Origin of the sequence: Longispora fulva, from assembly GCF_015751905.1 — a bacterium.
Classification (GTDB): Bacteria; Actinomycetota; Actinomycetes; order Mycobacteriales; family Micromonosporaceae; genus Longispora; species Longispora fulva.
In genome coordinates, this window is record NZ_JADOUF010000001.1 from 5,073,186 (window position 1) to 5,095,135 (window position 21,950).

General features: G+C 68.7%; 20 protein-coding genes, 2 tRNA genes and 2 pseudogenes. 11 read left to right on the top strand and 13 right to left on the bottom strand.

The features are described from left to right. The first annotated feature begins 178 nt into the window (after positions 1-178). Positions 179-478, top strand: a complete 300-nt coding sequence (locus IW245_RS22620; RefSeq protein ID WP_197005176.1) for a hypothetical protein — start codon at positions 179-181, stop codon at positions 476-478. Positions 479-654: 176 nt separating this feature from the next. Next, a complete protein-coding gene (locus IW245_RS22625) occupies positions 655-891 on the top strand; it encodes a hypothetical protein (RefSeq protein WP_197005177.1) in 237 nt (78 codons plus the stop codon). A 360-nt stretch (positions 892-1,251) separates the two neighbouring features. Here IW245_RS22625 and IW245_RS22630 read toward each other — a convergent pair whose 3' ends face one another. Together IW245_RS22630 and IW245_RS22635 are read right to left on the bottom strand one after the other, a co-directional pair. Beyond that, complete coding sequence (locus tag IW245_RS22630) at positions 1,252-2,250, bottom strand: pentapeptide repeat-containing protein (protein ID WP_197005178.1); 999 nt, start codon at positions 2,248-2,250, stop codon at positions 1,252-1,254. Between the two features lie 295 nt (positions 2,251-2,545). Next, positions 2,546-2,941 (bottom strand): annotated as a pseudogene (locus IW245_RS22635) (transposase); the annotation flags it as partial. On the opposite strand from IW245_RS22635, the gene IW245_RS22640 reads away from it, so the two are divergent. Further along, the gene (locus IW245_RS22640; RefSeq protein WP_197005179.1) at positions 2,916-3,248 is read left to right on the top strand and encodes a tetratricopeptide repeat protein; all 333 of its coding nucleotides are present in this window, start codon (positions 2,916-2,918) and stop codon (positions 3,246-3,248) included. The pseudogene IW245_RS22635 and the gene IW245_RS22640 overlap by 26 nt on opposite strands. Positions 3,249-3,593: 345 nt before the next feature. Here IW245_RS22640 and IW245_RS22645 read toward each other — a convergent pair whose 3' ends face one another. After that, complete coding sequence (locus IW245_RS22645; protein WP_197005180.1) at positions 3,594-4,562, bottom strand: LysR family transcriptional regulator; 969 nt, start codon at positions 4,560-4,562, stop codon at positions 3,594-3,596. A gap of 74 nt (positions 4,563-4,636) precedes the next feature. Here IW245_RS22645 and IW245_RS22650 point away from each other — a divergent pair, with 74 nt between their 5' ends. From IW245_RS22650 to IW245_RS22660, 3 genes are all read left to right on the top strand, one after another. Further along, complete coding sequence (locus tag IW245_RS22650; RefSeq protein ID WP_197005181.1) at positions 4,637-5,269, top strand: pyridoxamine 5'-phosphate oxidase family protein; 633 nt, start codon at positions 4,637-4,639, stop codon at positions 5,267-5,269. A 646-nt stretch (positions 5,270-5,915) separates the two neighbouring features. Continuing rightward, positions 5,916-6,482, top strand: a complete 567-nt coding sequence (locus tag IW245_RS22655; protein ID WP_197005182.1) for an RAD23 family protein — start codon at positions 5,916-5,918, stop codon at positions 6,480-6,482. A gap of 111 nt (positions 6,483-6,593) precedes the next feature. Next, entirely contained in the window at positions 6,594-8,171 is a 1,578-nt protein-coding gene (locus tag IW245_RS22660; RefSeq protein WP_197005183.1) for a PLL family lectin, read from the top strand. Between the two features lie 108 nt (positions 8,172-8,279). Here the strand turns inward: IW245_RS22660 and IW245_RS22665 are convergent, their stop codons facing one another. The 3 genes from IW245_RS22665 to IW245_RS22675 form a co-directional block, all read right to left on the bottom strand. Further along, positions 8,280-9,674, bottom strand: coding sequence for a S28 family serine protease (locus IW245_RS22665; RefSeq protein ID WP_197005184.1), 1,395 nt, complete (start codon positions 9,672-9,674; stop codon positions 8,280-8,282). Between the two features lie 87 nt (positions 9,675-9,761). Further along, the gene (locus IW245_RS22670) at positions 9,762-10,043 is read right to left on the bottom strand and encodes a hypothetical protein (protein ID WP_197005185.1); all 282 of its coding nucleotides are present in this window, start codon (positions 10,041-10,043) and stop codon (positions 9,762-9,764) included. Positions 10,044-10,219: 176 nt separating this feature from the next. After that, on the bottom strand, positions 10,220-10,735 hold the full coding sequence (locus IW245_RS22675; RefSeq protein WP_197005186.1) for a hypothetical protein: 516 nt from the start codon (positions 10,733-10,735) through the stop codon (positions 10,220-10,222). A 105-nt stretch (positions 10,736-10,840) separates the two neighbouring features. Between IW245_RS22675 and IW245_RS22680 the strand changes: the two genes are divergently transcribed. Beyond that, on the top strand, positions 10,841-11,323 hold the full coding sequence (locus tag IW245_RS22680) for a GNAT family N-acetyltransferase (protein ID WP_197005187.1): 483 nt from the start codon (positions 10,841-10,843) through the stop codon (positions 11,321-11,323). A gap of 15 nt (positions 11,324-11,338) precedes the next feature. Here the strand turns inward: IW245_RS22680 and IW245_RS22685 are convergent, their stop codons facing one another. The 4 genes from IW245_RS22685 to IW245_RS22700 all read right to left on the bottom strand — a co-directional run bounded on the left by IW245_RS22685 (position 11,339) and on the right by IW245_RS22700 (position 15,135). Beyond that, on the bottom strand, positions 11,339-11,509 hold the full coding sequence (locus IW245_RS22685; protein ID WP_197005188.1) for a hypothetical protein: 171 nt from the start codon (positions 11,507-11,509) through the stop codon (positions 11,339-11,341). Between the two features lie 200 nt (positions 11,510-11,709). Then, a tRNA-Val gene (locus tag IW245_RS22690) sits at positions 11,710-11,781 on the bottom strand. Between the two features lie 53 nt (positions 11,782-11,834). Next, positions 11,835-12,755: a hypothetical protein gene (locus IW245_RS22695; RefSeq protein ID WP_197005189.1), complete on the bottom strand. Its 921-nt coding sequence runs from the start codon at positions 12,753-12,755 to the stop codon at positions 11,835-11,837. Between the two features lie 130 nt (positions 12,756-12,885). Next, positions 12,886-15,135 (bottom strand): M4 family metallopeptidase, encoded by a 2,250-nt coding sequence (locus IW245_RS22700; protein ID WP_197005190.1) that lies wholly within the window; start codon positions 15,133-15,135, stop codon positions 12,886-12,888. A gap of 326 nt (positions 15,136-15,461) precedes the next feature. Between IW245_RS22700 and IW245_RS22705 the strand changes: the two are divergent. Both IW245_RS22705 and IW245_RS22710 read left to right on the top strand, forming a co-directional pair. Continuing rightward, a pseudogene (locus IW245_RS22705) lies at positions 15,462-15,697 on the top strand (YdcF family protein); the annotation flags it as partial. A 43-nt stretch (positions 15,698-15,740) separates the two neighbouring features. After that, positions 15,741-16,190 carry a hypothetical protein gene (locus IW245_RS22710; protein ID WP_197005192.1) on the top strand — a complete coding sequence of 150 codons (450 nt, stop codon included), beginning with the start codon at positions 15,741-15,743 and terminating at the stop codon, positions 16,188-16,190. Positions 16,191-16,637: 447 nt separating this feature from the next. Here the strand turns inward: IW245_RS22710 and IW245_RS22715 are convergent. The 3 genes from IW245_RS22715 to IW245_RS22725 all read right to left on the bottom strand — a co-directional run bounded on the left by IW245_RS22715 (position 16,638) and on the right by IW245_RS22725 (position 17,666). After that, positions 16,638-16,712 (bottom strand) — tRNA-Val (locus tag IW245_RS22715). 49 nt (positions 16,713-16,761) lie between these two features. Next, the gene (locus IW245_RS22720; RefSeq protein ID WP_197005193.1) at positions 16,762-17,223 is read right to left on the bottom strand and encodes a peroxiredoxin; all 462 of its coding nucleotides are present in this window, start codon (positions 17,221-17,223) and stop codon (positions 16,762-16,764) included. An 8-nt stretch (positions 17,224-17,231) separates the two neighbouring features. Next, positions 17,232-17,666: a DUF3052 domain-containing protein gene (locus IW245_RS22725; RefSeq protein WP_197005194.1), complete on the bottom strand. Its 435-nt coding sequence runs from the start codon at positions 17,664-17,666 to the stop codon at positions 17,232-17,234. A gap of 304 nt (positions 17,667-17,970) precedes the next feature. Between IW245_RS22725 and aceE the strand changes: the two genes are divergently transcribed. Beyond that, positions 17,971-20,709 (top strand): pyruvate dehydrogenase (acetyl-transferring), homodimeric type, encoded by a 2,739-nt coding sequence (aceE, locus tag IW245_RS22730; protein WP_197005195.1) that lies wholly within the window; start codon positions 17,971-17,973, stop codon positions 20,707-20,709. 216 nt (positions 20,710-20,925) lie between these two features. Beyond that, positions 20,926-21,882 (top strand): GNAT family N-acetyltransferase, encoded by a 957-nt coding sequence (locus tag IW245_RS22735; protein ID WP_197005196.1) that lies wholly within the window; start codon positions 20,926-20,928, stop codon positions 21,880-21,882. Positions 21,883-21,950: the final 68 nt, after the last annotated feature.

A 21,950-nucleotide genomic window follows, 5' to 3' on the forward strand; every position in this document is an offset into this window, starting at 1 on the left:
TTCGCTCTGGCGATCTTGGCCATCGGCGGTGCAGCTTCCGTCGCCACCTCACAAGCTCGACTGGGGCGCACAGACACGCAGCACCTTGCCCATGGCACCCACCCGGTGCTGCCGTCCTTAGCTGCGGCGTATGCCTGGGCCGAGATGGTGAAGAAGCTGTACGTACTCGACTGCGGTCATGCGGGACGCGGTCTACCTGGCGGTCCTCGCCGCTTTGCTCCTCGCGATTGTCTGGCCTTTCACCGTCAGCCCAGAGGCAACCGGTAACCAACTCGCCATCAGCTCCGACCGGAGGGTCAACATGCGCAACAACCTGTACACCGCCCTCGCCGAACCCGTCTCTCTCGACGGGGCCGACAAGGACCAGCAGCCCGAGCCCACCACCGACAGGCCCCGCCCCAGCACCGTCTACACCGCATCCATAGAGACCAACGACAACGACAGGATTGGGTCACTTCTCGGGGCGTTTCCAAGCTAGGTCGTGCTGAGCTCGCCGTAGCGTCTCCAGGCTTCATTCACCAGCAATGCTGCGGCCGCCGCCGGGGTCACCAGGTCCCCGATACTTGCTCTCGCACGGCCAAGCAGTACACCCTGAGGCGTGCGGGCCGGCAACCCCGCGACTTGCCTTTGGCGTGCGTACAGCGTTCCGTGGGCATGCGCGCTCTGGTACGTCCACAGCACCTCCAATCCGTGTCGCGACACCGGATCGCTTGGGAACACGACCCTGCCAACCTCGGCGACCAGCTCCGTCATGTTGAACAACTTCTTCGTCACATCGAATCGAGCTACCCCAATCTGCGCCGCTATGGCGGCAGATCTGGCGATCTGACTTTCCTTTTGCCGCACCGCTCGGTCCAGCTCAGCGACGGCGACACCAGGAAGCTGCCGTGAGGCATTGGCTAGCTTTTTGGCCTCGACCAGGCTCTCCGCCGCGATCAGGAGAGCCCGTTCTTGAGGTAGGCCCGGCGTAGCTGCAGTACCAACAGAGCCTGAGTCGCACCCATAAGCGCTGAACGCAACACCGTGTAGTACGCGGCCGGGTAGATCAAGGCAGTCGCGGTGTAGGAGTCACAGAAAACCGCAGATGCTTTATCGCAGTCAGCAGTCCGTGCCACACGACGATTGACGCAGGCATGTCCGGGAAGACAGCGTCGTCCGTAGCCAACTGGCTCCCGGGCTCAATCACGTCCGGAGTCAACCAAACCGGGCGCAGTCCCCAACTTCTCACAGTCCCTCCGGCTGGGCGTCAGGCTAAGGTGTATGACCAGTTATCGGAGTCGAAGGATCGGGGGAGGGAATCACGCGACCCCGGACGCCTTTCAGGTTCGCACCGGTCAAGTTCGCGTTGCGCAGTTCTGCATCGGTCAGATCTGCATCGGTCAAGTTCGCGTTACTAAGGTCCGCGCCGATCAAGTTCGCGCCGGTCAGATTTGCTTCGCTCACAAATGCACCGGTGAGGTTCGCGACGCCCAGGATCGCGCCCCGAAAGTTCACTTTATTCAGAAACGCGCCAGTTAGGTTCGCGGTGACCAGGTTCGCTCCGGTTAAGTTTGCTTTGGTTAGGTACGCACCAGTTAGATCCGCACCACCCAGGTATGCATGGTTCAGGTCCGCAAAAAATAAGGACGCGCCGACCAGGTTCACGTCGTTCAGACCCGTGCCGGTCAAGTTCGCGTGGTTCAGACGCGCGCCGGCTAGGTTCGCGCCGTTCAGGACTGCATAAGCCAGGTACGAGCCGTCTAGTTCCGCGCCGCCGAGGTCTGCATGGTTGAGGTCGATTCGGGCCTTCTTATCATTGGTGGGATCGCGGCGGCCGAGGACGGTGAGCGCCGCTTGAATGTCCGTGGCGGGCTGGGCAGTTGGCGCGGCGCTGGGTTGCGGGGCGGGGGCAGGCGTCGTGTGGGGGCTGTGCTGGCGGATGAAGGCGCTGAGGACTTCGATGATGGTGGGTTGGTCGTCCGGTGAGTCGTGGGTGATGCGTTCGAGTGCGTAGATGCCACCGAAACGTACGTCGATCTTGTCAGAGCCGAGTTGTTCGAAGGCTCGTCCAATCCGGTCGGTGAATTGGCCTTGTTCTTGAAGATGTTGCTGTTCGCGGTTGGCGTTGCTCGTAGATGTCAGAGTGAAGATGGCGACGATGACGGCGGCGAAGCTGGCCAGGGAGGCTGCCGCCCCTCCGAAGGCGGCGATCTTCTGGCTGCGGTCCGTTGGGATCTCCAGTTGCGTACCAGGCGCCAACTCGACCTGCATTTGGCTTTCGGGGCGGGGCCGGGGGCGTAGTACTCGTGGGGGCCGCGCCCCCGAGGGGGTTCGACTGGATGGCCTCCGGGCTGCTGGTGTTGCCTTGGAGGAGTGGGACGCGTGAGGCTTGTTCCACGCTGTGATGGCGGCGGCGAGACGAACGCGTAGGGAGGGCACTGCCTATTGGACACCGTATAGACCATCGACAGCACCGACTGAAACCTGACACTCACCAACGAGCCCCGACATTGGGACTGTAAAACCAACGGCTCTGTCGCGAATTCGGTGGTGACGGTGGGTGAGGTCAGCCGAGGAGGATCCGGTGGCGGAGGAGGGTGAATCCGGCGCGTCCGTGCATCTGGCGCATGATCCGTTTCGTCTTCGTGTTCACGCCTTCCGTTCCACCATTGTGGAATGGGAGGGTGACGGCAGCTCCGACGGCACGGCGGTCGAAGTCCAGGCCGCGGGTGAAGGCGTGCAGGTGCGGCAGGTCGGTGGCCCTGGCGTCGACGATCCAGGCGTGCAGGAGCCCGGCGTTACGCTCTGCCGGGGTGAGCAGGGCCGCGAAGGAGCCCATCAGGCTGGCCAGGGCGATCATCTCCGGGCAGGCGGTGGTGAGCTCGTCGAGGAGTTGCCGCTGGTCGTCGCTGAGGGCGTCGGGCCGGGTGAGGATCATGCTGGTCAGTCGGCGGGGTGAGACACGGTCAACGACGACGATCACTATCCGTCACCACAGAATTCGCGACAGAGCCGTTGGTTTTACAGTCCCCTTCTCAGACCGCGTCCGCGTCCTCGGGCCAGACCACGCCCACACCCTCACCACCCGCCACAACCTCGCCTACTGGCAGGCTGCGGCCGGAGACGTAGCCCAGGCAGTGGAAGGGTTCCAAGCGCTTCTCGCAGACCGCGTCCGCGTCCTCGGGCCAGACCACCCCGACACCCTCACCACCCGCGCGATCCTCGCTCGCTGGGCGCGGGCAAACCAGGGCCTCCGACGAGATCCGTAAACCAAGGAATGCATAGGGCGGATTGAGAGGTTCCAGAAAGTGGGCATGTCAAATGCGTGCGCAACTTTGAATCTTCCCGGCACCCAGGCCATAGTTGTCCAGGTCAGAGGCTGACGAGACCTGGATCGACTTCCGCCTTCCGGCGGCAGGGGCGCCACGGTCGGTGCGTCAGTACCCGCCGCCGAAGCCGACGTCGAGCCGTGGCGCGGTGACCGGCCCCGTGAGGGGTGCGGGGCCGGTCGTCACTGTCGTCCTCATGATGCTGTTCTCCATCCCCAGGAAGCCGTGGTCGGCAGTGAGGAAAGGCTAACCAGAACGGATCAGCGGAGATAGATACCAGCTGGGTCATACCACTGGCGTCGCCGACGGGCCGTACCCGGGATTCGCGACCAGCCACGCCTGGTACGCGGCGCTGCGCCCCACCACCTCCGCGTACGCGGCCGCCGCGTGCGCCACCACGCGCTCGGCGATCTCCGCGGCCGGCGAGTCCGGATGCCAGCCCAGCACGTGCCGCCACCGCAACGGCACGCCGGCCAAGGGCACCGCGGACACCCCGGGGACCACCCGGAACGTCGGCTGGCACAGCGCCACCGCGTCACCGGCAGACACCAAGTCATAGCAGCCGGCGAGGTCCGTCTCGTACATCTCCTGCGGGGTGAACCCGGCCCGCACGCACGCCGCGGCGAAACAGTCGGAGAAGCAGCCGTCGCCCGGGGTGGCCAGCCAGCGGGCGTCGGACAGCTCCGCCAGCTCCACCTCCGACCAGCCCGACGCCGGATGCGCGTCGGGAACCAGCACGAACACCGGATCCAACGCGATCTGCCGCCACTCCAGACCCTGACTGCTCGGCGGAGACGCGTCCCCGCACACCCCGATCAACGTGAAGTCGAGCCTGCTGCCGGCCACCATGCCGGCGAGCTCGTCAGCCGACCACGCCGGCAGAGTCGTGATCCGCGCGTCGGGCTGCTCGGCGGCCAGCCGGTGCACCAGGCCACCGAGGATCGGGCCGTTGACGGCACCGATCCGGTACCGCTCCAAAACCGCGGCGCTGGCCAGCCGGGCCGCGTCCTCACGCAGCCCCTCGACCGCCGGCAGCAGCACCCGGGCCCGGGCGAGCACCAGCTCGCCGAGGGCCGTGGGGCGCGCGCCGCGCCGGTCGCGGTCGAACAGCGTCCCGCCCAGGGCGCCCTCGATCCGGTGCAGCTGCGCCGTGAGCGCCGCCTGGGCCAGACCCAGCACCGCGGCGGCCTTGGTGACGCTGCCGGCCTCGGCGATCGCGCAAATCACCCGCAGATGCCGGAGCTCCAGGTTCATGTACTGACCCTAGGGCGAGACCCAGGTCACGGAGAAGCCCGCAACGGGTCACTAGGCTGGCCGAAGATCCACGAATGGGGGAGAAATTGTCCGAAATCACCACGGAAGCGGAGCTACGAGCCCTCCTCGGCGAACCGCAGCCCTCCGCCGTCGGCAAGGAACGCGTCACCCTCCAGGACACCCACCGCGCCTGGCTCGCCGCGGCCACGTTCTGCCTCGTCGGCACCTCCGACGCCGCCGGCAACTGCGACGTCTCCCCCAAGGGCGACCCGCCCGGCTTCGCCCTCGTCCTGGACGAGCGCACCCTCGCCATCCCCGAACGCCCCGGCAACCGGCGCGCCGACGGATTCCTCAACATCCTGGCCAACCCGCACGTCGGGCTCCTCTTCCTGGTACCAGGCCGCTCCGACACCCTGCGCGTCAACGGCCGCGCCCGGCTGGTCAGCGACGCCCCGTTCTTCGACCGGATGGTCGTCCGGGGTCACCGGCCGGCGCTGGCCATGATCGTCGACATCGAACAGATCTTCTTCCACTGCCCGAAGGCGTTCCTGCGCGGGCGGCTGTGGCGGTCCGAGGAGTGGGCCGAGAGGGAGGCGCCCACCTCGGCGGAGATCGCCAAGGCCATCCACCGGCAGGACCAGAGCATGGCCGAGCTGGAGGAGTACTACGGGCCGGCCTACGCGGAGCGGATCTACGACCCGAGCTGAGCGTCTCCCTCACGGCCGGCACCCGGCCCACCCGATGCCGCGCGCGCCCACGGCCGCAACCGGTAGTGGTGCCCGGCGAGCCGCGCGCCGCTCCTGACCGGGACGACCGGCCGGCCCTGTGCGCTGGCTGAACCCGTCGGGCACCTCACACCATCTCTTATGGACTGAACAACCCGGGCCCGGCGGCCGGGGCCGCGATCGCGACGTCGAGCCGCCTCCCCCAGGGGCTCGCCGGTAGCGCGACCCACCCGGCCTCAGGACTGACCCAGACACCGATCCGCCACCCGCGCCGAGCGACACGACGTCGTCGGGCAAGTGAGCCCGCCCAGCGCCGCGCGGACCGGCTCCGCCCAAGAACCCGGCCGCCACCTGCCCCGGCGTTCCACACCGCGGATCGCGCGCCCGGCGGTCGACGCTCGAGGGGACTGGCACCAAGGTGTCATGCAGCTTGGTGCCAGGTCAGAGGTGGTGACTTCCCCTCGGACACCAGGCAGAGTCGTTCTCAGCGGAGGGAATGCTCCACAAGGGAGCTGAACACCGCGAAGTACCACCAATCCTCTGCGCACGCACGGGGATCGGCCGTGCCCAGGTTCGATGCCCAACCAGCCCGCCTCACCCACCTCCACGACAAGGACACCCCTCAGCGATGAAGCGAATCCTCACGCTCGGCCTCGCGGGGCTCGCCGTCTGCGCGGCGGCGGCCGGCTGCGGCACGGGCTCCACGACCCGGGCCGACGCGCCCGCCACGACGACCAGCACCGACAGGCCGGCCCAGGCCCTGCCCGGCACGCCGTTGCCGGGCACCCCGCTGGCGGGCGCGCCGCGACCGACCACCCCGACGTCGTCCGCACCGCGCACCGCGACGCCCTCGCAAACCTCCGCCGCGGCCCCCGCCCCCGGCTCCAACTCCGGCTCCGCCCCCGGCTCCGGCTGCCCGGCGACCACGGACGTTCTGTTCACGGCGCTGAAGTCCGGCACCGGCGGCATGTACTCCCGGTCCGGCAACCCCGCCGCGTTGCGGGACCCGGTCTGCTACGCGGGCTTCGCCTCGGCCGGAACGATCGTCGACGAGAACCACCAGCCGTCGAGGGTGCTGTTCGGCTACGACGCCGCGAGCCGGCACTGGACCCCTCTCACCGTCGGCTCGGCGCATTACTGCGAGGGATTCACCCCCGAGGACGTCGCCGCCCACCTGCCCGGTTGCGGCGGCTGACCAGAACCAGCACCACCCGCTTCACCAAGCTCCACCCGTTCCGACCCCGCCACTGGCGGCGGCCGGCGATCCACCACGCCCAAGTTCCCCCTCCATAAAGGACAAATTTCGATGAATGCCCTCACCCGACGCCTGCTCGCCAGCTTCGCCGCCACGGCCGCCCTCAGCGGCACCCTGCTCGCGGCCGTCACCCCGGCACACGCCGCCTTCACCTCCACCGCAGGCGGCACCATCAGCCGCGCGGAGATCATCGAACGCGCCCAGTACTGGGTCGACCACCAGCCCGGCGACTACAACCAGGGCGCGAGCTCACCCGGCCCGACCGGGGACCGCAACTACCGCCGGGACTGCTCCGGACTCGTCGACATGGCCTGGCACCTCGACACCGACCCCAGCACCCAGGGCCTGCCCAACATCTCCACCGAGATCGCCCGCACCAATCTGCAGGCCGGCGACATCCTCGACAGCTACTACAACCACGTGATCCTCTTCAACGCCTGGGAAGCCGACCACGTCCACTACTCCTACTACGCCTTCGGCGCCACCCCGGTGCACTTCGTATCGCACGCCTCCATCACCGACACCATGATCGACAGCCACCCCGAGAACGAATACAAGGCATACCGGTACAACAAAATCGCCACCTCGGCCCCCACCGCGTCGGTGCGGAACACGAGGGTGGTCCGCAACACGGCCGGCAACTCCGACGAGGCCTTCGGGGTCGGCACCGACGGGCTGGTCTACCACTCCTGGTCGACGACCCCGGGAGTCTGGAGCGGCTGGGCGAGCCTGCCGGGCGCGACATTCGCCAGCGACCCGACCGTCGTGTACAGCCCGGTCACCAACAGCCTGGAGGTGGTGGCCCGGGGCACCGACGGCATCATGTACGACAACCGGTACACCCCGGCCGGCGGCTGGTCGGGCTGGCTGCGGCTGCCCACCAACGTCTCCCTCGTCGGCAACCCGACGTCCGTCTACAACCCGGACACCAACTCCGTCGTCGTCTACTCGATCGGCAGCGACGGCCTGATGTACCAGTCCTGGAACGCCGGCGCCGGCTGGTCGAACTGGTCCGGCCTGCCGAACACCGCCACCTTCCTGGGCAGCCCGGCGGCGGTCTACAACCCGACCGGGCACACCGTCGACGTCTTCGGCAAGGGCACCAACGCCTACTACTACGTCACCCGCTACTCCACCGCCACCGGCTGGAGCAACTGGGTCACCCCCGCCGACACCGCCACCTTCGCCGGCAGCCCGGCCGCCGTCTACAACGCCACCACCGGCAGGTCCGACGTGTTCGGGGTCGGCACCGACGGCATCATGTACCACTCGGACTCCAGCACCGGGGCCTGGACCAACTGGACCTCCCCCCGCAACACCGCCACGTTCGTCGGCGCCCCGGTGATCGCCTACAACTCCGCCACCGGCACCGAGGACGTCTTCGGGGTGGGCACCGACGGCTACCTGTACCACTCGGAATCCGGCACCAGCAGCTGGAGCAACTGGAGCACCCCCTCCTACGCCGCCACGTTCGCCGGCAGCCCGGGCCTGCTCTACAACGCCGCCGCCAACTCCGAGGACGTGTTCGGGGTCGGCACCAACGGGATCATGTACCACAGCTTCAAGACCGGCACCGGCAACTGGTCAGGCTGGAACGCGCTCGGCACCCAGCAGTTCACCAAGAGCTGACGGCCAACGGAAAGACCAGCGGCGCGCGGACCTCGGTCCGCGCGCCGCGCCCCTGTCCCCGCCCGCCTTCCCGGCACACCGGGCGTCGGGCGGGGGCCGCCGGTCAGGTCAGCGGACCGGGTTCAGGGTCCGGTCCATCGTCGGGTCCCAGTCGTCGAGCGACGGGATGTGCTCACCGGCCAGCGTGGCCGGCGGGGTGTAGCCGGCCCAGCGGCGCAGGGCCGCCGTGGCCGTGGCCGTCTCCTCGGCGGTCAACTTCGCGATGTTCGCGCCGTGGTTGGCCCCCTGGGCGACGTAGCTCAGGGAGTCCTTCGAGCCGGGGCCGAGCTTGAACGGCTCGGCGCCCCACGGGTCGTTCTGGCCGTAGACGAACAGCAGCCGGCTGCCCTTGAACTGCACCCACTGGTCGATCTCCAGCATCACCCATGGCTGGAACCACATCGGGATGTCGGCGGGCACCATGTTGCGCGGGGTGTCCTGGAACCGGTACTTCTGCTGGCTCTTGAGGTGGTCGAGCTGGATCAGCGGGTAGCCCAGCTGGGTGCCGGCCTGGTAGTAGTACGGCGTGAACGGGGCCAGGCCCTGGTCGGTGGTGGAGTCCAGGCCGCCCCAGTCGTCCAGCCACGACAGCAGGTCGTCGTCGCTGGCGGTGGTCGCCGGCACCTTGGCGCACAACGACAGCCCGCCGTACTGCCAGAAGCCCCACTGGGCGCTGTTCACCATGTACTCATAGCCGCGGTCCGGGCCGCTGACCGTCGTGAACGTGCGCCCGTTCGCCGCGGCCCACTCCTCCAGCCTCGGCTCCAGGGTCGCCCGGCGGTGCAGCGCCTCGACCTGCACGGCGTCCAGGGCCGCCCGGCACTCGGGGGTGCCGACGTTGGCGAAGAACCGGTCGTACGCCGCGTCGCTGTCGGCCACCACGTCGTTGGGGGCCACGTAGGCCACGGTGCCGTCCACGTCGTTCGGGTAGTAGCGCCGGTGGTAGACCGACGTCATCCCGCCCTTGCTCGCGCCGGTGGAGACCCACTTCGCGGTGTAGATCTTCCGCAGGGCGCTGACGATGCGGTGGTGGTCGGTGGCCGCCTGCCAGATGTTCAGCTTCGACCAGTCGGCGTTGGCGGGGATCGACGGCGTGAAGTACCGCTGCTCGACGGAGATCTGGTTACCGGCCAACAGCTGGGTCGGCTCGGAGCGGAACGCCCGGGTGGTCACGTTGTAGCCGGACGTGTGCAGCACCATCGGACGGGCCGTGTCGCGGTGCAGCAGGGTGAACCGCTGCTCGAAGGTCCCGAGCGAGGGATTGTTGTGGTCGACGTACTGCCGGAACGTCAGGATGAAGAACCGGTGCGGTGCCGCGACGGGCACCTCGGAGACCACGGTGAGACCGGGAACAGCCTTCAGCCTGGCCAGGATGTCACCCTCGGCGGCCGCGGCCGGTCGGGGCAGGCTGACCAGCCCCAGGAGCAGGGCGGCGGCGAGAAGCGAACGCCATAGACGAGACACGCATTCCTCCCGTTCGATGTATGTCCCGCGACTGTAACCACCCCCTTCGGGCAAAAGAAAGACCTGCGGACACACTGGACACAGCACTCAGGACTTCCGCCGCTGGCGCAGCCACATGACCAGCCCGATCGTCAGGCCGACCGCCGCCAGCGCGACCTTGAAGCCCACCTTGCCGAACGCGAGATGCGCCAGCCCGTGGCTCACGATCCCCAGCCACCAGTCGGCGTCGCCGAGCTTGTCGCGGTCCGGCGCGATCTGCCAGCCCCGCAACGACCAGCCCGCCACCACGAGGGACACGCCGCCCAGGCCCGCCACGACCGCTGCGAGGGTCCACCGCCGATTGGAGGGCGGGATGCGGTCATCGATCATCCTGTGAGACTAGGAGCCACCCGCCCGCCAGTCGTCCCCCCGGGGAGGGAACCACCCGGGGGCCGGGTCATCTGGACTGACTAGGGCGGCGTACTACTTCGGTCGCACGCCCAGGCCCCGGCCGACAGGACCGGGGCAGGTGTCTCCGTAACCGTCCGAAGGTGTTGATCTTGACTTTAGTGCGGCAGCGGCCTGGTGTCGATCGAGTCGCCCGAGGTCGGGTCGGTGGTGAAGAACCGCTCGTCGGGCAGCCGCGCCGGCAGCAGCACCGTGGCGACCACCGCGCCCGTGATGATGCTCGCGAGCCAGCCCCCACCCTTGGACAGGTGGTCGGCGGCGGTCGGGTCAGCGGCGTTCCACGCGAACATGTGGGTGAACACCCAGAACACCCCGGCCAGGATCGTGGCCCCGCCGACCATCCACGGCCCACTGCCGGCCACCCGCTGCGACTCGATCACCTCAAGCGCCATGGTGAACACCATCGTCACCGCGAACACGGCCACGACGGCGACCAGCACCGTGGACACGCCGGCCCGCCCGTCGAGGGCGACACTCTTGCGGAAAGTGTGCGCGATGGGGGTGAACACGTGCGCGACCGGCTTGCCGGCCAGCACCTGCCAGAGCATCATGACGCCGAGCCAGGTGGCCGTGCCGACCAACCCCGCCAGGACCGTGCCTCGAACGATGCGCATCGCCAGCACCTCCCAAAAAATCTCCTTCATGTTACCCATTTCGGGCGCGCCGCACCCCGGAAATCGCTTTGCCGACGTCCGGGCTGCCCCATAGGTTCGACAGCCATGAGCCTGCCCCCGCTGACCACCGACCGCGCCGGACTGGTCCTCACCGAGCTGGGCGTGGCCGACGCCGACGCGTACTTCGAGCTACTCCAGGCCAGCCGGGACCACCTCGGGCCCGACTACGCCGAGGAGGTCGCGGCCACCCGCACCGAGATCCTCGACTACTTCGCCTCCCCCGACGACGACAACCTGCACTACGGGCTGCGCCTCAACGGCACCCTGATCGGCAGAATCGACCTCAACCCGGTCAAGCCGCCGCACTACGTCCTCGGGTACTGGCTGGGGGCCGGGCACGTCGGCCACGGGTACGCGACGGCGGCCGGCCGGGCCGTGGCGGAGTACGCCCGGGTCAGCCTGAGGGCCACCGACCTCTTCGCCGGGGTGACGCATGGCAACGACCGGAGCGTGGCGGTGTTGCGGCGACTCGGATTCGCGGCGGTCGCCACGTTCGACGAGTACACCCGCTACCAGCTGGCGTTATGACAGCACGGGTCTGAGTCAGAAGCCGGTAGGAACGTTCCCGATGGTCCACCTGGCCACGGAGCCCTCGGGAAAGACGTCCTCGTTCGGCGGGTCCGTCGCCTGGGTTTCGATCATGTCCTCGGGGCGGATCCGGGGCGGGAGGTGCCGGTAGTCGTTCTCGACGGGCTGGGAATCGCGTTCGGCCATACCTTGAATATTGGCACGGGGGCCGCGCCATTGCCGCGCCAGCCGAACTTGAGTAGTTCAATTGACTCCACTCAGCCCGTATCAAATACGGTACGCGGCCACCGTGCAGCCAACTACTCACTCCATGCATAGCCCAACGAAACGGGCAAAAAATAGGCCAGGGCCTCTACCTGCGATGTAGAGGCCCTGGTCAAACTGGGTGGGCGCGGAGGGTTTCGAACCCCCGACCCTCCGCCAGTAAGGCGGATGCTCTCCCACTGAGCTACACGCTCCAGCCGGCGGACGGCGACGATAATCCGCCGCCAGTGGGTTCCGACGGACGCGGTCACCAGTCCAGCCGGATGCCGTACACCCCCGGCCGCGCGTCGGTGACCACCATGCACACGCTGGGGATGTGGTCGGGCAGCACCTCGCGAAGTCCGTCCTCGGGAGCGGTCAGCGAGGTCTGGTGGAACGCCTCGCAACGGGCCGGCACGACTCCCCCGGCGAAAACGATCTGGAGGGTGTACATCCGCACCCGATGCGCCAGGATCCGCCCGAGCCTGGTCGAATCCGTGGGCCCCGGAACATGCACGACATGCTCCACCGCCGTCGTGTCCCCCGCCGCCAGCGGCCGGTCGAGCAGCAGTTCGGTGCCGAGAAAGCCGCGGTCCGCCTCCCACCGCACCTCGCCGATCCGGTAACCCCGCAGGTCGGTGTACCTGGCCGGCGGCCCTCCCGGCTCGTCGGCCTGCCACAGCTCGACCAGCCGGTTCGCCCCGTCCTCGAGCGCCACCAGCGTCTGCCGGACCCGGCACCGCTGATCGCCCCCGACCGCGCCGAGCGTGATCTGCTCATCGATGCTCAACGTCTGCAGCCCGGACCGCTTCGGAATGTTCAGCGGCTCAGCCAGCTGGAGCACCTCGTCGGAGTCCCAGGCCCGCAGATCCAGGTCGCGGTTGCTGCGGCGGCCGCCCCGGGGCCGGGCCCGGGGAGAACGGAGCAGCCCGACCAGGGACCCGGCCGGCAGCGACAGCAGCTCCTCCAGGACGGCGACCCCGTGCAGCGACTCCGCCCGCTCGGGTTGGGACCGCCCGGTGCACCAGTAACTCAACGTGGCCGTACTGATCTTGATGCCGCGCTCGGCGAGCCGACACTGGAGCCTGCCCAGACCCAGGCCCCGGCGGCGCACGGCCAGCGACAACGCCAGGTGGAACGGCCCGTCCACCAGTGCCCGGTCGAGTTCGGCCTCGAGATCGGATCCCACGTCAACCCCCTGGGGTCGCACCACTCGTGCACGGAGTGTATGTCCTGCGCCCGGCCAGGTAAACGGTTACCCAGTCGCCAAATGGGGCCGGCCATGTTTCGGCCGGCCCCACCCCTCTTCCCTGCGGTGCCTAGGAGGTCGTGACGCTCACGTCGTCGAGGACGAAGCTGGTCTGTAGCGAGTAGTCCTCACTCTCGGTGAACTTCAGAGTGACCGTCTGGCCGGCGTACGCCGACAGGTCGAAGGTGCGCAGCACGTACCCGGCGGCCTTGTTGGCGTTGGAGTAGCTGCCGAGCGTGGTGCCGCCGACCAGGACCGAGAACCTGTCGTACACCGTGCTGCCCGACTCCGCGGTGTCGATGTGCAGGTAGAACTTCAGGCTCGCCTTGCAACCGGCCGGGATGGTGACCTGCTGCGACAGCGACTCCGTCGCCGTGGCGCCCTTGCCGCCGAGCCACCCGATCCGGGTACCGCCGTGCGCCGGCTGGCCCGTGGTGGCGGCCTTGATCGCCGCGGTGGTCCCGGTCCACGGCGCGGTGCCGACCTCGAACCCGCCGTTGGAGACCCGCTGCTGGCCGGCGCAACCGGCCGGGGTGGGCGAGGCCGAACCGGTCGGGGTGGGCGACGCCGAGACGGTCGGCGACGGCTGCGCGGTCGGGCTGGCCGACGCGCTCGGGCTCGGGGTGGGACCGGCGCACGCCGGCTCGCCGGCCTGGGCGACGACGCCCACGGCGGTCCACGCGGCCTTGATCGCGGTGCACTCCGCGCCGCCGTACAGGTCGTTGGTCGCCTTCAGGGTGGAAATCCGCGCCTTCGGGTACGTCTCGGTGCTCACCATGTAGGTGGTCAGCGCCCGGTACCAGATCTTGCCGGCCTTGTCGTTGCCGATCCCGTTCACCGCCGGGGCGTTGTTGCAGGTCGGGCTGTTGTAGTTCACCCCGTTGACGGCGCGCGCACCGGAGCCAACGGCCGTGAGGAAGAAGAAGTGGTTGCCGACCCCGGAGGTGTAGTGCGGGTCGTAGGACGTGCCCATGGTGGCCGTCCAGCAACCCTTCGACCGGCCGTCCTTGGTCGGGTCGTCCATGTACCGCAGCGGCGTGCCGTTGCCGTTGAGGTCGAGGACCTCGCCGATGTAGTAGTCCGGGTTGTCGTTCGGATTGTTCGCATAGAATTCGACCAGAGTGCCGAAGATGTCACTATTGGACTCGTTGATCCCGCCGGACTCCTTGAAGATCCCGGCCCCGGGGCTGCCGAAGTCCAGATTCGCCGTGTGCGAGGTCACGCCGTGGCTCATCTCGTGCCCGGCCACGTCCAGCTCGGTCAGCGGGTGCGTGTTGGACGCGCCGTCGCCGTAGGTCATGCAGTAGCAGCCGTCGTCCCAGAACGCGTTCTCGTAGTTCTGGCCGTAGTGCACGTCCGACCGGGCACCGGTGCCCTGGCCGTCGATGCCGTTGCGGCCGTGCACGTTCTTGTAGTAGTCCCAGGTGGCGGCCACGCCGTAGTGCGCGTCCACGGCAGCCGACGCCCGGTCGCTGTTCGCGTTGTTGCCGAAAGTGCTGGTGGCGCTGGAGAACGCGACCGTCTGCGACAGCGACAGCGGGCCGGAGCCGTCACCCTTGTTCTGCCCGTCGCGGGTCTCCATGTTGCCCCGGTTCGGGTCCTTCAGCTCGTAGGTCCCGTCGGCCTTCTGGTTGACGCCGATCGCCACGTTGCCGACCAGCAGGCCCTTGCCGTTCCCGGCGACCGGACCAGCGTTCACCGCCCGCGCCGGCGCGGCGCCCGAGCCGGAGCCGGCGGCGGCGAGGGTGTGGATGCTGTCCGTGGCGCCCAGGACCCTGCCCGAGGCCGCGTCGACCCGGAAGGTCGCGTTGCTCGGGGTGCCGTCGGCGGCGACCTTGTCGGCCCGCACCGCCCAGACCAGGGCCGGCGCGCCGTCGAGGGCGTCGACGGCCAGGAACGGGGTGTCCTTCACCGTGTAGCCGGCGTACCTGCCGATCGCGCCGGTCGCGGTGGCCGCGTCGAGCTTCGGGGTGGTGGCGACGTTCAGCGCCGGCCCGGCGACCGGGTCGAAGTGGCCGTCAGGGCCACTGTGCAGCGCCACCTCGCCGCCGAGCACCGGCAGACCCTTGTACGTGCGGCTGAACCGGACGTGCCGCCTGCCATCCGCCTCGACGGCGACGTCCCGGGCGGTGTACCCGTCGTACGAACGGGCTGCCGGCTGACCCGACGACGCGGTCAGCGCGGTGAGCGCCTCGCGGACGACGACGTCGCGGTCCGCGCTCGGCTGCTCGACGGCGGCGAAGCCGACGCCGGCCAGCACCCCACCGGCCAGGAGCGCCGTACTGATCAGCGCGGTCCGCCGACGTATTGCATGTGTCATGTGAGGGGGCGTCCTTCCGAGGCCACCGTGTACGGGCTCCGTGGACAGCCGCCGTACACGCCTCGCACCAAGCGAAGGTCCGCATCGTCACGCGACGTCAGCTAACAAGACATGAAGGTTCCCTCAAGGCAGCCTTAACCCGATTAACAGTCATTAACTGTTGGTGGGGGTCCTGTTGACGGCACAGCCGGGCCGTCGAACAGGGCATGTCGTAGTCGACCGACTGCCGGCTGGGTCACGCTGGTGGGCGCGGAGGGTTTCGAACCCCCGCCCTCCGCACGTCGGCGCAGCAGTGTCCGCAGGTCACAGCCTTTGACGTGCAACATCTCTGGCCCGAGGTCGAGGTGACGTGCGTTCCCGTCCCCTGCCGTTCGCCGAGTACACCGAGAGCATCGGGGACATCGACCGAGTCGTCAACATGCTCGTCGGTGGCACCCAACGGGTCATCGAGTACGCAACGCTTGGATTCGCGATCCCTCAGCCGATGCCGGACAAGGTACGCGCAGCGTTCGAGCGCCTGGTGGACGCGGGCTTCTCCACTAGGTTGGTCCGTGCCACTTGATCGCTTGACATGCCGGAGGCACGACGGCCGACAGAATGGTCCCATGAGGGAAGAGGCACGACACTCAGCAGTGGCAGCGCTGATAAGGCTTGCGGGAAGCTCCGACTTCCGCGACAGGGCGGACGCTGGGCGTGCATTGGCCAGCCTTGCCGAGATGCCGGCGGCGCGCCAGATGCTACTGAATCTCGTGCTTGACGCCAGCGACACGTTCGTCACGCGCGCGACGACGGAAGCGCTGCTGCGACGTCATGACGGCGTTGGGCTGGCGGTGGTCGCCTCAGCTCTTGCCACCGCTAACCCCAACCACGCCGATTGGATTCACACGGCGGTGCTTGACGTGTTCTTAGTGTTCGCCGATGAGCGGGACGCTGCCGTGCGGGAATGCGAGGAGCTAGCCCGTAACGACAGCAGCCAGGTACGGCAAGGCGTGGGCAGGCTGCTCGAGATGCTCGTAAAGATCAACCCGATTCTTCATCCGACTCAAGACGGCTAGCGTGCGCCCCGAGTGGTTGCCGAATTGTTCTCTACAGGATCAAGGCCGCGCCTCGCGGCGCGGCGGCCGGTGCGGCGGGCCGCCCAGCGGCAGCCGTGCCCCGGCTCTCCCCTTCCGGTCGGCCGGCGCACGGGAAGCCGCAGGCGGTCTGCCACGTCGACCGTTGTGGTTGCGGCCCGGCACCGGACCCGATGAGGACCAGGACGACGGCGACTCACTATCCGCGCACGCGCGGAGAAGCGTGAAGGTGCGTGGGGCCACTGGCGTGCCATGCCCCACCGGGGGTTCGAATCCCCCTCGGCCCGCTCTCACGAACATCCAGGCGTGCAACTCGCGTGCAACATCTCCCGGGTGATCATGGCGATCGGGGGTCACCAACGGACACCGTCCGGATCCGGACAGCAAGAGACGCCGACCCCATGTGTGCAGGTCAGCGTCTCGTCACACTGGTGGGCGCGGAGGGTTTCGAACCCCCGACCCTCCGCTTGTAAGGCGGATGCTCTCCCACTGAGCTACGCGCCCCAGCCGGCGGCGGCAACAATAACCCGCCGCCGGTAGGTTCCGGAAATCCTTAGGCCAGGGCCGCGAGCGCCTTGGTCCACGCGGACTGGTCGCGCGCCTCGCCGGGCCCGTTGACCTCGGCGAACCGGATCACGCCGTCCTTGTCGATCAGGAAGGTGCCCCGGTTGGCGAAGCCCTTCTCGTCGTTGAAGACGCCGTAGGCCTGCGCGACCGCGCCGTGCGGCCAGAAGTCGGCGAGCAGCGGGAAGTCGTAGCCCTGCTGCTCGGCCCACACCTTGTGGGTGAAGGGCGAGTCGACACTGACGGTCAGGATCTGCACGTCGTCGCTGGCGAACGCCGACAGGTTGTCCCGGACCTCGCACAGCTCGCCCTGGCAGATGCCGGTGAAGGCGAGCGGGTAGAAGACGAGCAGAACATTCTTGGTACCCCGGAAGTCGGCAAGCGCGACATCCTGGTTGTTCTGATCCTTGAGGGAGAATTCGGGTGCCGTGGTGCCGCTCTGGAGGGTCACAGGACTCCTTAACGCTGCTTCTTGGCGGAACGCGGGGCGACGAGCTTGACCGCTGCCCAGTCCGCACCCGCGCTGATGCTGGAAGTCTGCTGAAGCCCCGCGGTCGGGGCCGACTCGGTGATCTCGCTGGGCTCGACGTGACCGTCACGCCCGGACTTCGGAGTCAGCAGCCAGACGACACCGTCGTCGGCCAGTGGGCTCAGCGCGTCCACGAGAATGTCCACCAGGTCGCCGTCACCGTCACGCCACCACAGCAGCGCAACGTCGACAACCTCATCGGTGTCCTCGTCAACGAGCTCGCCGCAGCGGTCGATCAGTGCGTCGCGGAGATCCTCGTCGACGTCGTCGTCGTACCCCATCTCCATTACGACCATGCCCGGCTCAACCCCGAGCCGGTCTACCAGGCTCTTGATACCGTCGGCCTGGCCAGCCGTCGCGCTCACTGTCGAGTGCCTCCTCGTCGAAGTCCGCGGTCGTCCCAGTGACGCCCGCAGTGTGTAGTCCACACAGCCATACTGCCCCGGCGCAAGTAGCGCGCCTGCTGAATTTGGCCAACTCGCCGGAGAATACCCGTCTGACCACCTCAACGGTGCGGCGGGCGGCTCCGGAACCCCTGAACGGCCGTAAAGCTACTGGTGGGTAGCTGTGTTGATCGTCGCGTACGTGGCCGGGTGGCGTGACGGAACACCCCCAGCAGGGCAGGATGAGGACTGAAAAGCCGACTTTCTTGAACACGAAGGAACGCCCGTGGCCACCGAACGCAAGCGCCCGGTCATCAGCGACGGCCTTCCGAGCCAGCTTCCGGACATCGATCCGGCGGAGACGCTCGAGTGGATCGAGTCGCTGGACGGGGTCATCGACGAGCGAGGCCGGCAGCGCGCCCGGTACGTGATGTTGAGTCTTCTCGAACGCGCCCGTGAGCGTCAGGTCGGCGTCCCGCCGCTCACCACGACCGACTACATCAACACGATCCCGCCGGAGAGCGAGCCGTGGTTCCCGGGCGACGAGGCCCTGGAGCGCCGGATCCGGGCCTTCATCCGATGGAACGCCGCGATGACGGTCCAGCGGGCCCAGCGCCCCGGCGTGGGTGTCGGTGGTCACATCTCCACCTTCGCCAGCTCCGCCAGCCTGTACGAGGTGGGCTTCAACCACTTCTTCCGGGGTAAGAACCACCCGGGCGGCGGGGACCAGATCTTCTACCAGGGCCACGCCAGCCCCGGCATGTACGCCCGCGCGTTCATGGAGGGCCGGCTCTCCGAGGACCAGCTCGACGGGTTCCGCCAGGAGCTGTCGCACCCGGGCGGCGGGCTGCCGTCCTACCCGCACCCCCGGCTGATGCCGGACTTCTGGGAGTTCCCGACGGTGTCGATGGGCCTCGGCTCGCTGAACGCCGTGTACCAGGCCCGGTTCAACCGCTACCTGCACAACCGGGGCATCAAGGACACCTCCGACCAGCGGGTCTGGGCGTTCCTCGGCGACGGCGAGACGGACGAGCCCGAGGTGCTGGGCTCACTCGGCATCGCGGCCCGCGAGGAGCTGGACAACCTCACGTTCGTGGTCAACTGCAACCTCCAGCGCCTCGACGGCCCGGTCCGGGGCAACGGCAAGATCATGCAGGAGCTGGAGAGCCACTTCCGTGGCGCCGGCTGGAACGTGATCAAGGTCGTCTGGGGCCGGGAGTGGGACCCGCTGCTCGCCGCGGACAGCGACGGCGCGCTGGTCAACCTCATGAACACCACGCCTGACGGTGACTTCCAGACGTACAAGGCCGAGTCCGGCGCGTTCGTCCGGGAGCACTTCTTCGGCCGGGACGTGCGGACCAAGAAGATGGTCGAGCCGATGTCCGACGACGAGATCTGGGGTCTCAAGCGCGGCGGGCACGACTACCGCAAGCTGTACGCGGCGTACAAGTCGGCGGTCGAGCACACCGGGCAGCCGACGGTCATCCTGGCCAAGACCATCAAGGGCTGGACCCTGGGCGGCAACTTCGAGGGCCGCAACGCCACCCACCAGATGAAGAAGCTGACGGTCGACGACCTCAAGACGTTCCGGGACCGCCTGTTCATCCCGGTGACCGACGAGCAGCTCGCCGACCCGTACGCAGCGCCGTACTACCACCCGGGCACCGACTCCGACGAGTACCACTACATGATGGAGCGCCGCTCCCAGCTCGGCGGCAGCCTGCCGAGCCGCAGCCGCAAGGTCATCCCGCTGGCGCTGCCGCCGAAGGAGACCTACGCCGACCTGAAGAAGGGCTCCGGCAAGCAGAAGGTCGCCAGCACCATGGCGTTCGTCCGCCTGCTCAAGGACCTGATGAAGGACAAGAACATCGGCAAGCGCTGGGCGCCGATCATCCCGGACGAGGCGCGCACGTTCGGCATGGACGCCATGTTCCCCACGGCGAAGATCTACTCGCCGCACGGCCAGAACTACCTGCCGGTCGACCGGGAGCTGTTCCTGTCGTACAAGGAGTCCACGGCCGGCCAGATCCTGCACGAGGGCATCAACGAGGCCGGCTCGGTCGCGAGCTTCACGGCGGCCGGCACCTCGTACGCCACGCACGGCGAGCCGATCATCCCGCTGTACATCTTCTACTCGATGTTCGGCTTCCAGCGCACCGCCGACGGCATCTGGGCGGCGGCCGACCAGATGACCCGGGGCTTCCTGATCGGGGCCACGGCGGGTCGCACCACGCTCAACGGCGAGGGCCTGCAGCACGAGGACGGCCACTCCCACCTGATCGCGGCCACGAACCCGGCGATCGTCACGTACGACCCGGCGTGGGCGTACGAGATCGCGTACATCATGGAAGACGGTCTCCGCCGGATGTTCGGCGAGGCGCCCGAGGACATCATCTACTACCTGACGGTGTACAACGAGCCGACGCTGCAGGTCGCCGAGCCGGCGAACCTCGACGTCAACGGCCTGCTCAAGGGCATCTACCGCTACGCTGAGGCGGCCCAGCACCCCAACCTGCCCCGGGCGAACATCCTCGCCTCCGGCACGGGCATGGGCTGGGCGGTCAAGGCGCAGCACCTCCTCGCCGAGGAGTGGGGCGTAGCCGCCGACGTCTGGTCGGTCACCTCCTGGACGGAGCTGCGCCGCGACGCCATCGAGTGCGAGGAGCACAACCTCCTGCACCCGGAGGAGCCGGCCCGGATCCCGTTCGTCACCCAGCAGCTGGCCGACGCGCAGGGCCCGAAGATCGCGGTCAGCGACTTCATGCGCGCCGTACAGGACCTGATCTCGCGCTGGGTCCCGGGCGAGTACACCTCGCTGGGCACCGACGGCTGGGGCCGCTCCGACACCCGGGGCGCGCTGCGCCGGCACTTCCACGTCGACGCCGAGTCGATCGTGGTCGCCACGCTCCAGCAGCTCGCCGCGACCGGCCAGGTGCCGGCCGAGGTGGTCGCGCAGGCGGTGAAGAAGTACCAGCTGTCCGACGTGACCGCGATCGACGTGGTCGAGGCGGGCGGCGAGAGCTAGCAACCCCGCGAGGCGGGGCCGGCGCAGGATGGCCGGCCCCGCCTTTTTTCGACGGTTACGCCGCGTCCCCGACCCGGAGACAGCGGCCGACCGGGGTCCCGGTCAGCGCGCGCTGCCGCGCGGTCCCCGTCCCGGTCTGAGTCGAACCATCGCCCTGGGGACAGCGGCCCACAAACGGGGCGGTGCCAGTGCGCGCCGGACACTAGGCTCGGACCTATGCGCCTGGTGACCTTCGATCCCGCCACCGCCACCGATCGGAGCTGGGCGGAGCTGCACGCGCTCGCGTGCGCCCATCTGACCGCCGTCGCGCCGGACGAGCCGCTGCCGACCGAAGCCGAGCTGCGCCGCGACTTCGGCCCGACGTCGGCCACGGTCCGGTTGTGGAACAAGGCCCTGCGCTCGGAGTCCGGCGAACTCGTCGGCTTCGCCCGCCTGACCGTCCGCGAGGGCGAGGACACCGGCTACCTGCACGCCCTGTCGATCGCGGCCGACCACCGGCGCGCGGGGCACGGCCGGCGGCTGCTGGCGTACGCCATCGACGAGGCCAGATCGGCCGGCTGCCGCAACCTGATCGGCTGGACGGCCGGCCCCGACGGCGCCGCGTTTCTGGAGTCGGTCGGCGCCCGCACAACCGGCCGGTACCGCCGGGCCCTGCTCCGACTGCCGCTCACCTCGCCGGCCCCGCCTCTCGCGGACGGGTACCGCCTGCGCACCTGGGACGGCCCGGCACCCGACGCGCTCATCGACTCCTACGCCGTGGCCCGCGAGGCGATCAACGACGCGCCTAGGGACGCCGACGAGGCCCCGTCCCGGTACACGGCGGAGCGGATCCGCGAGATGGAGCACCGGTTGGCCGAGCGCGGCCAGCACCTGCGGGTCACCGTGGCGCTGGACTGCGACGACCAGGTGATGGGTTTCACCGGGCTGTACGTCTCGCCCGAGCCCGGTTCCCTGGTGTCCACGGCCGACGCCGCCGTGCTCGCCGCCCACCGGGGCCGGGGCCTGGCCGGGGCGCTCAAGCACGAGTCGCTGCGCCTGCTGGCCGACGCCCGGCCGGACGTCACCGAGGTGTGCACCGGCAACGACACCCGCAACGGACCGATGATCGCCGTGAACGACCGGGTGGGCTTCGTCGAGACCTCCACGTGGACCCAGGCGATCCTGGACCTATGACCTACGGCATCGCCGCGTCTGGATGCCGACCGCCACTCGCCTGGCGGTTGGACGACGTACACCCCGTG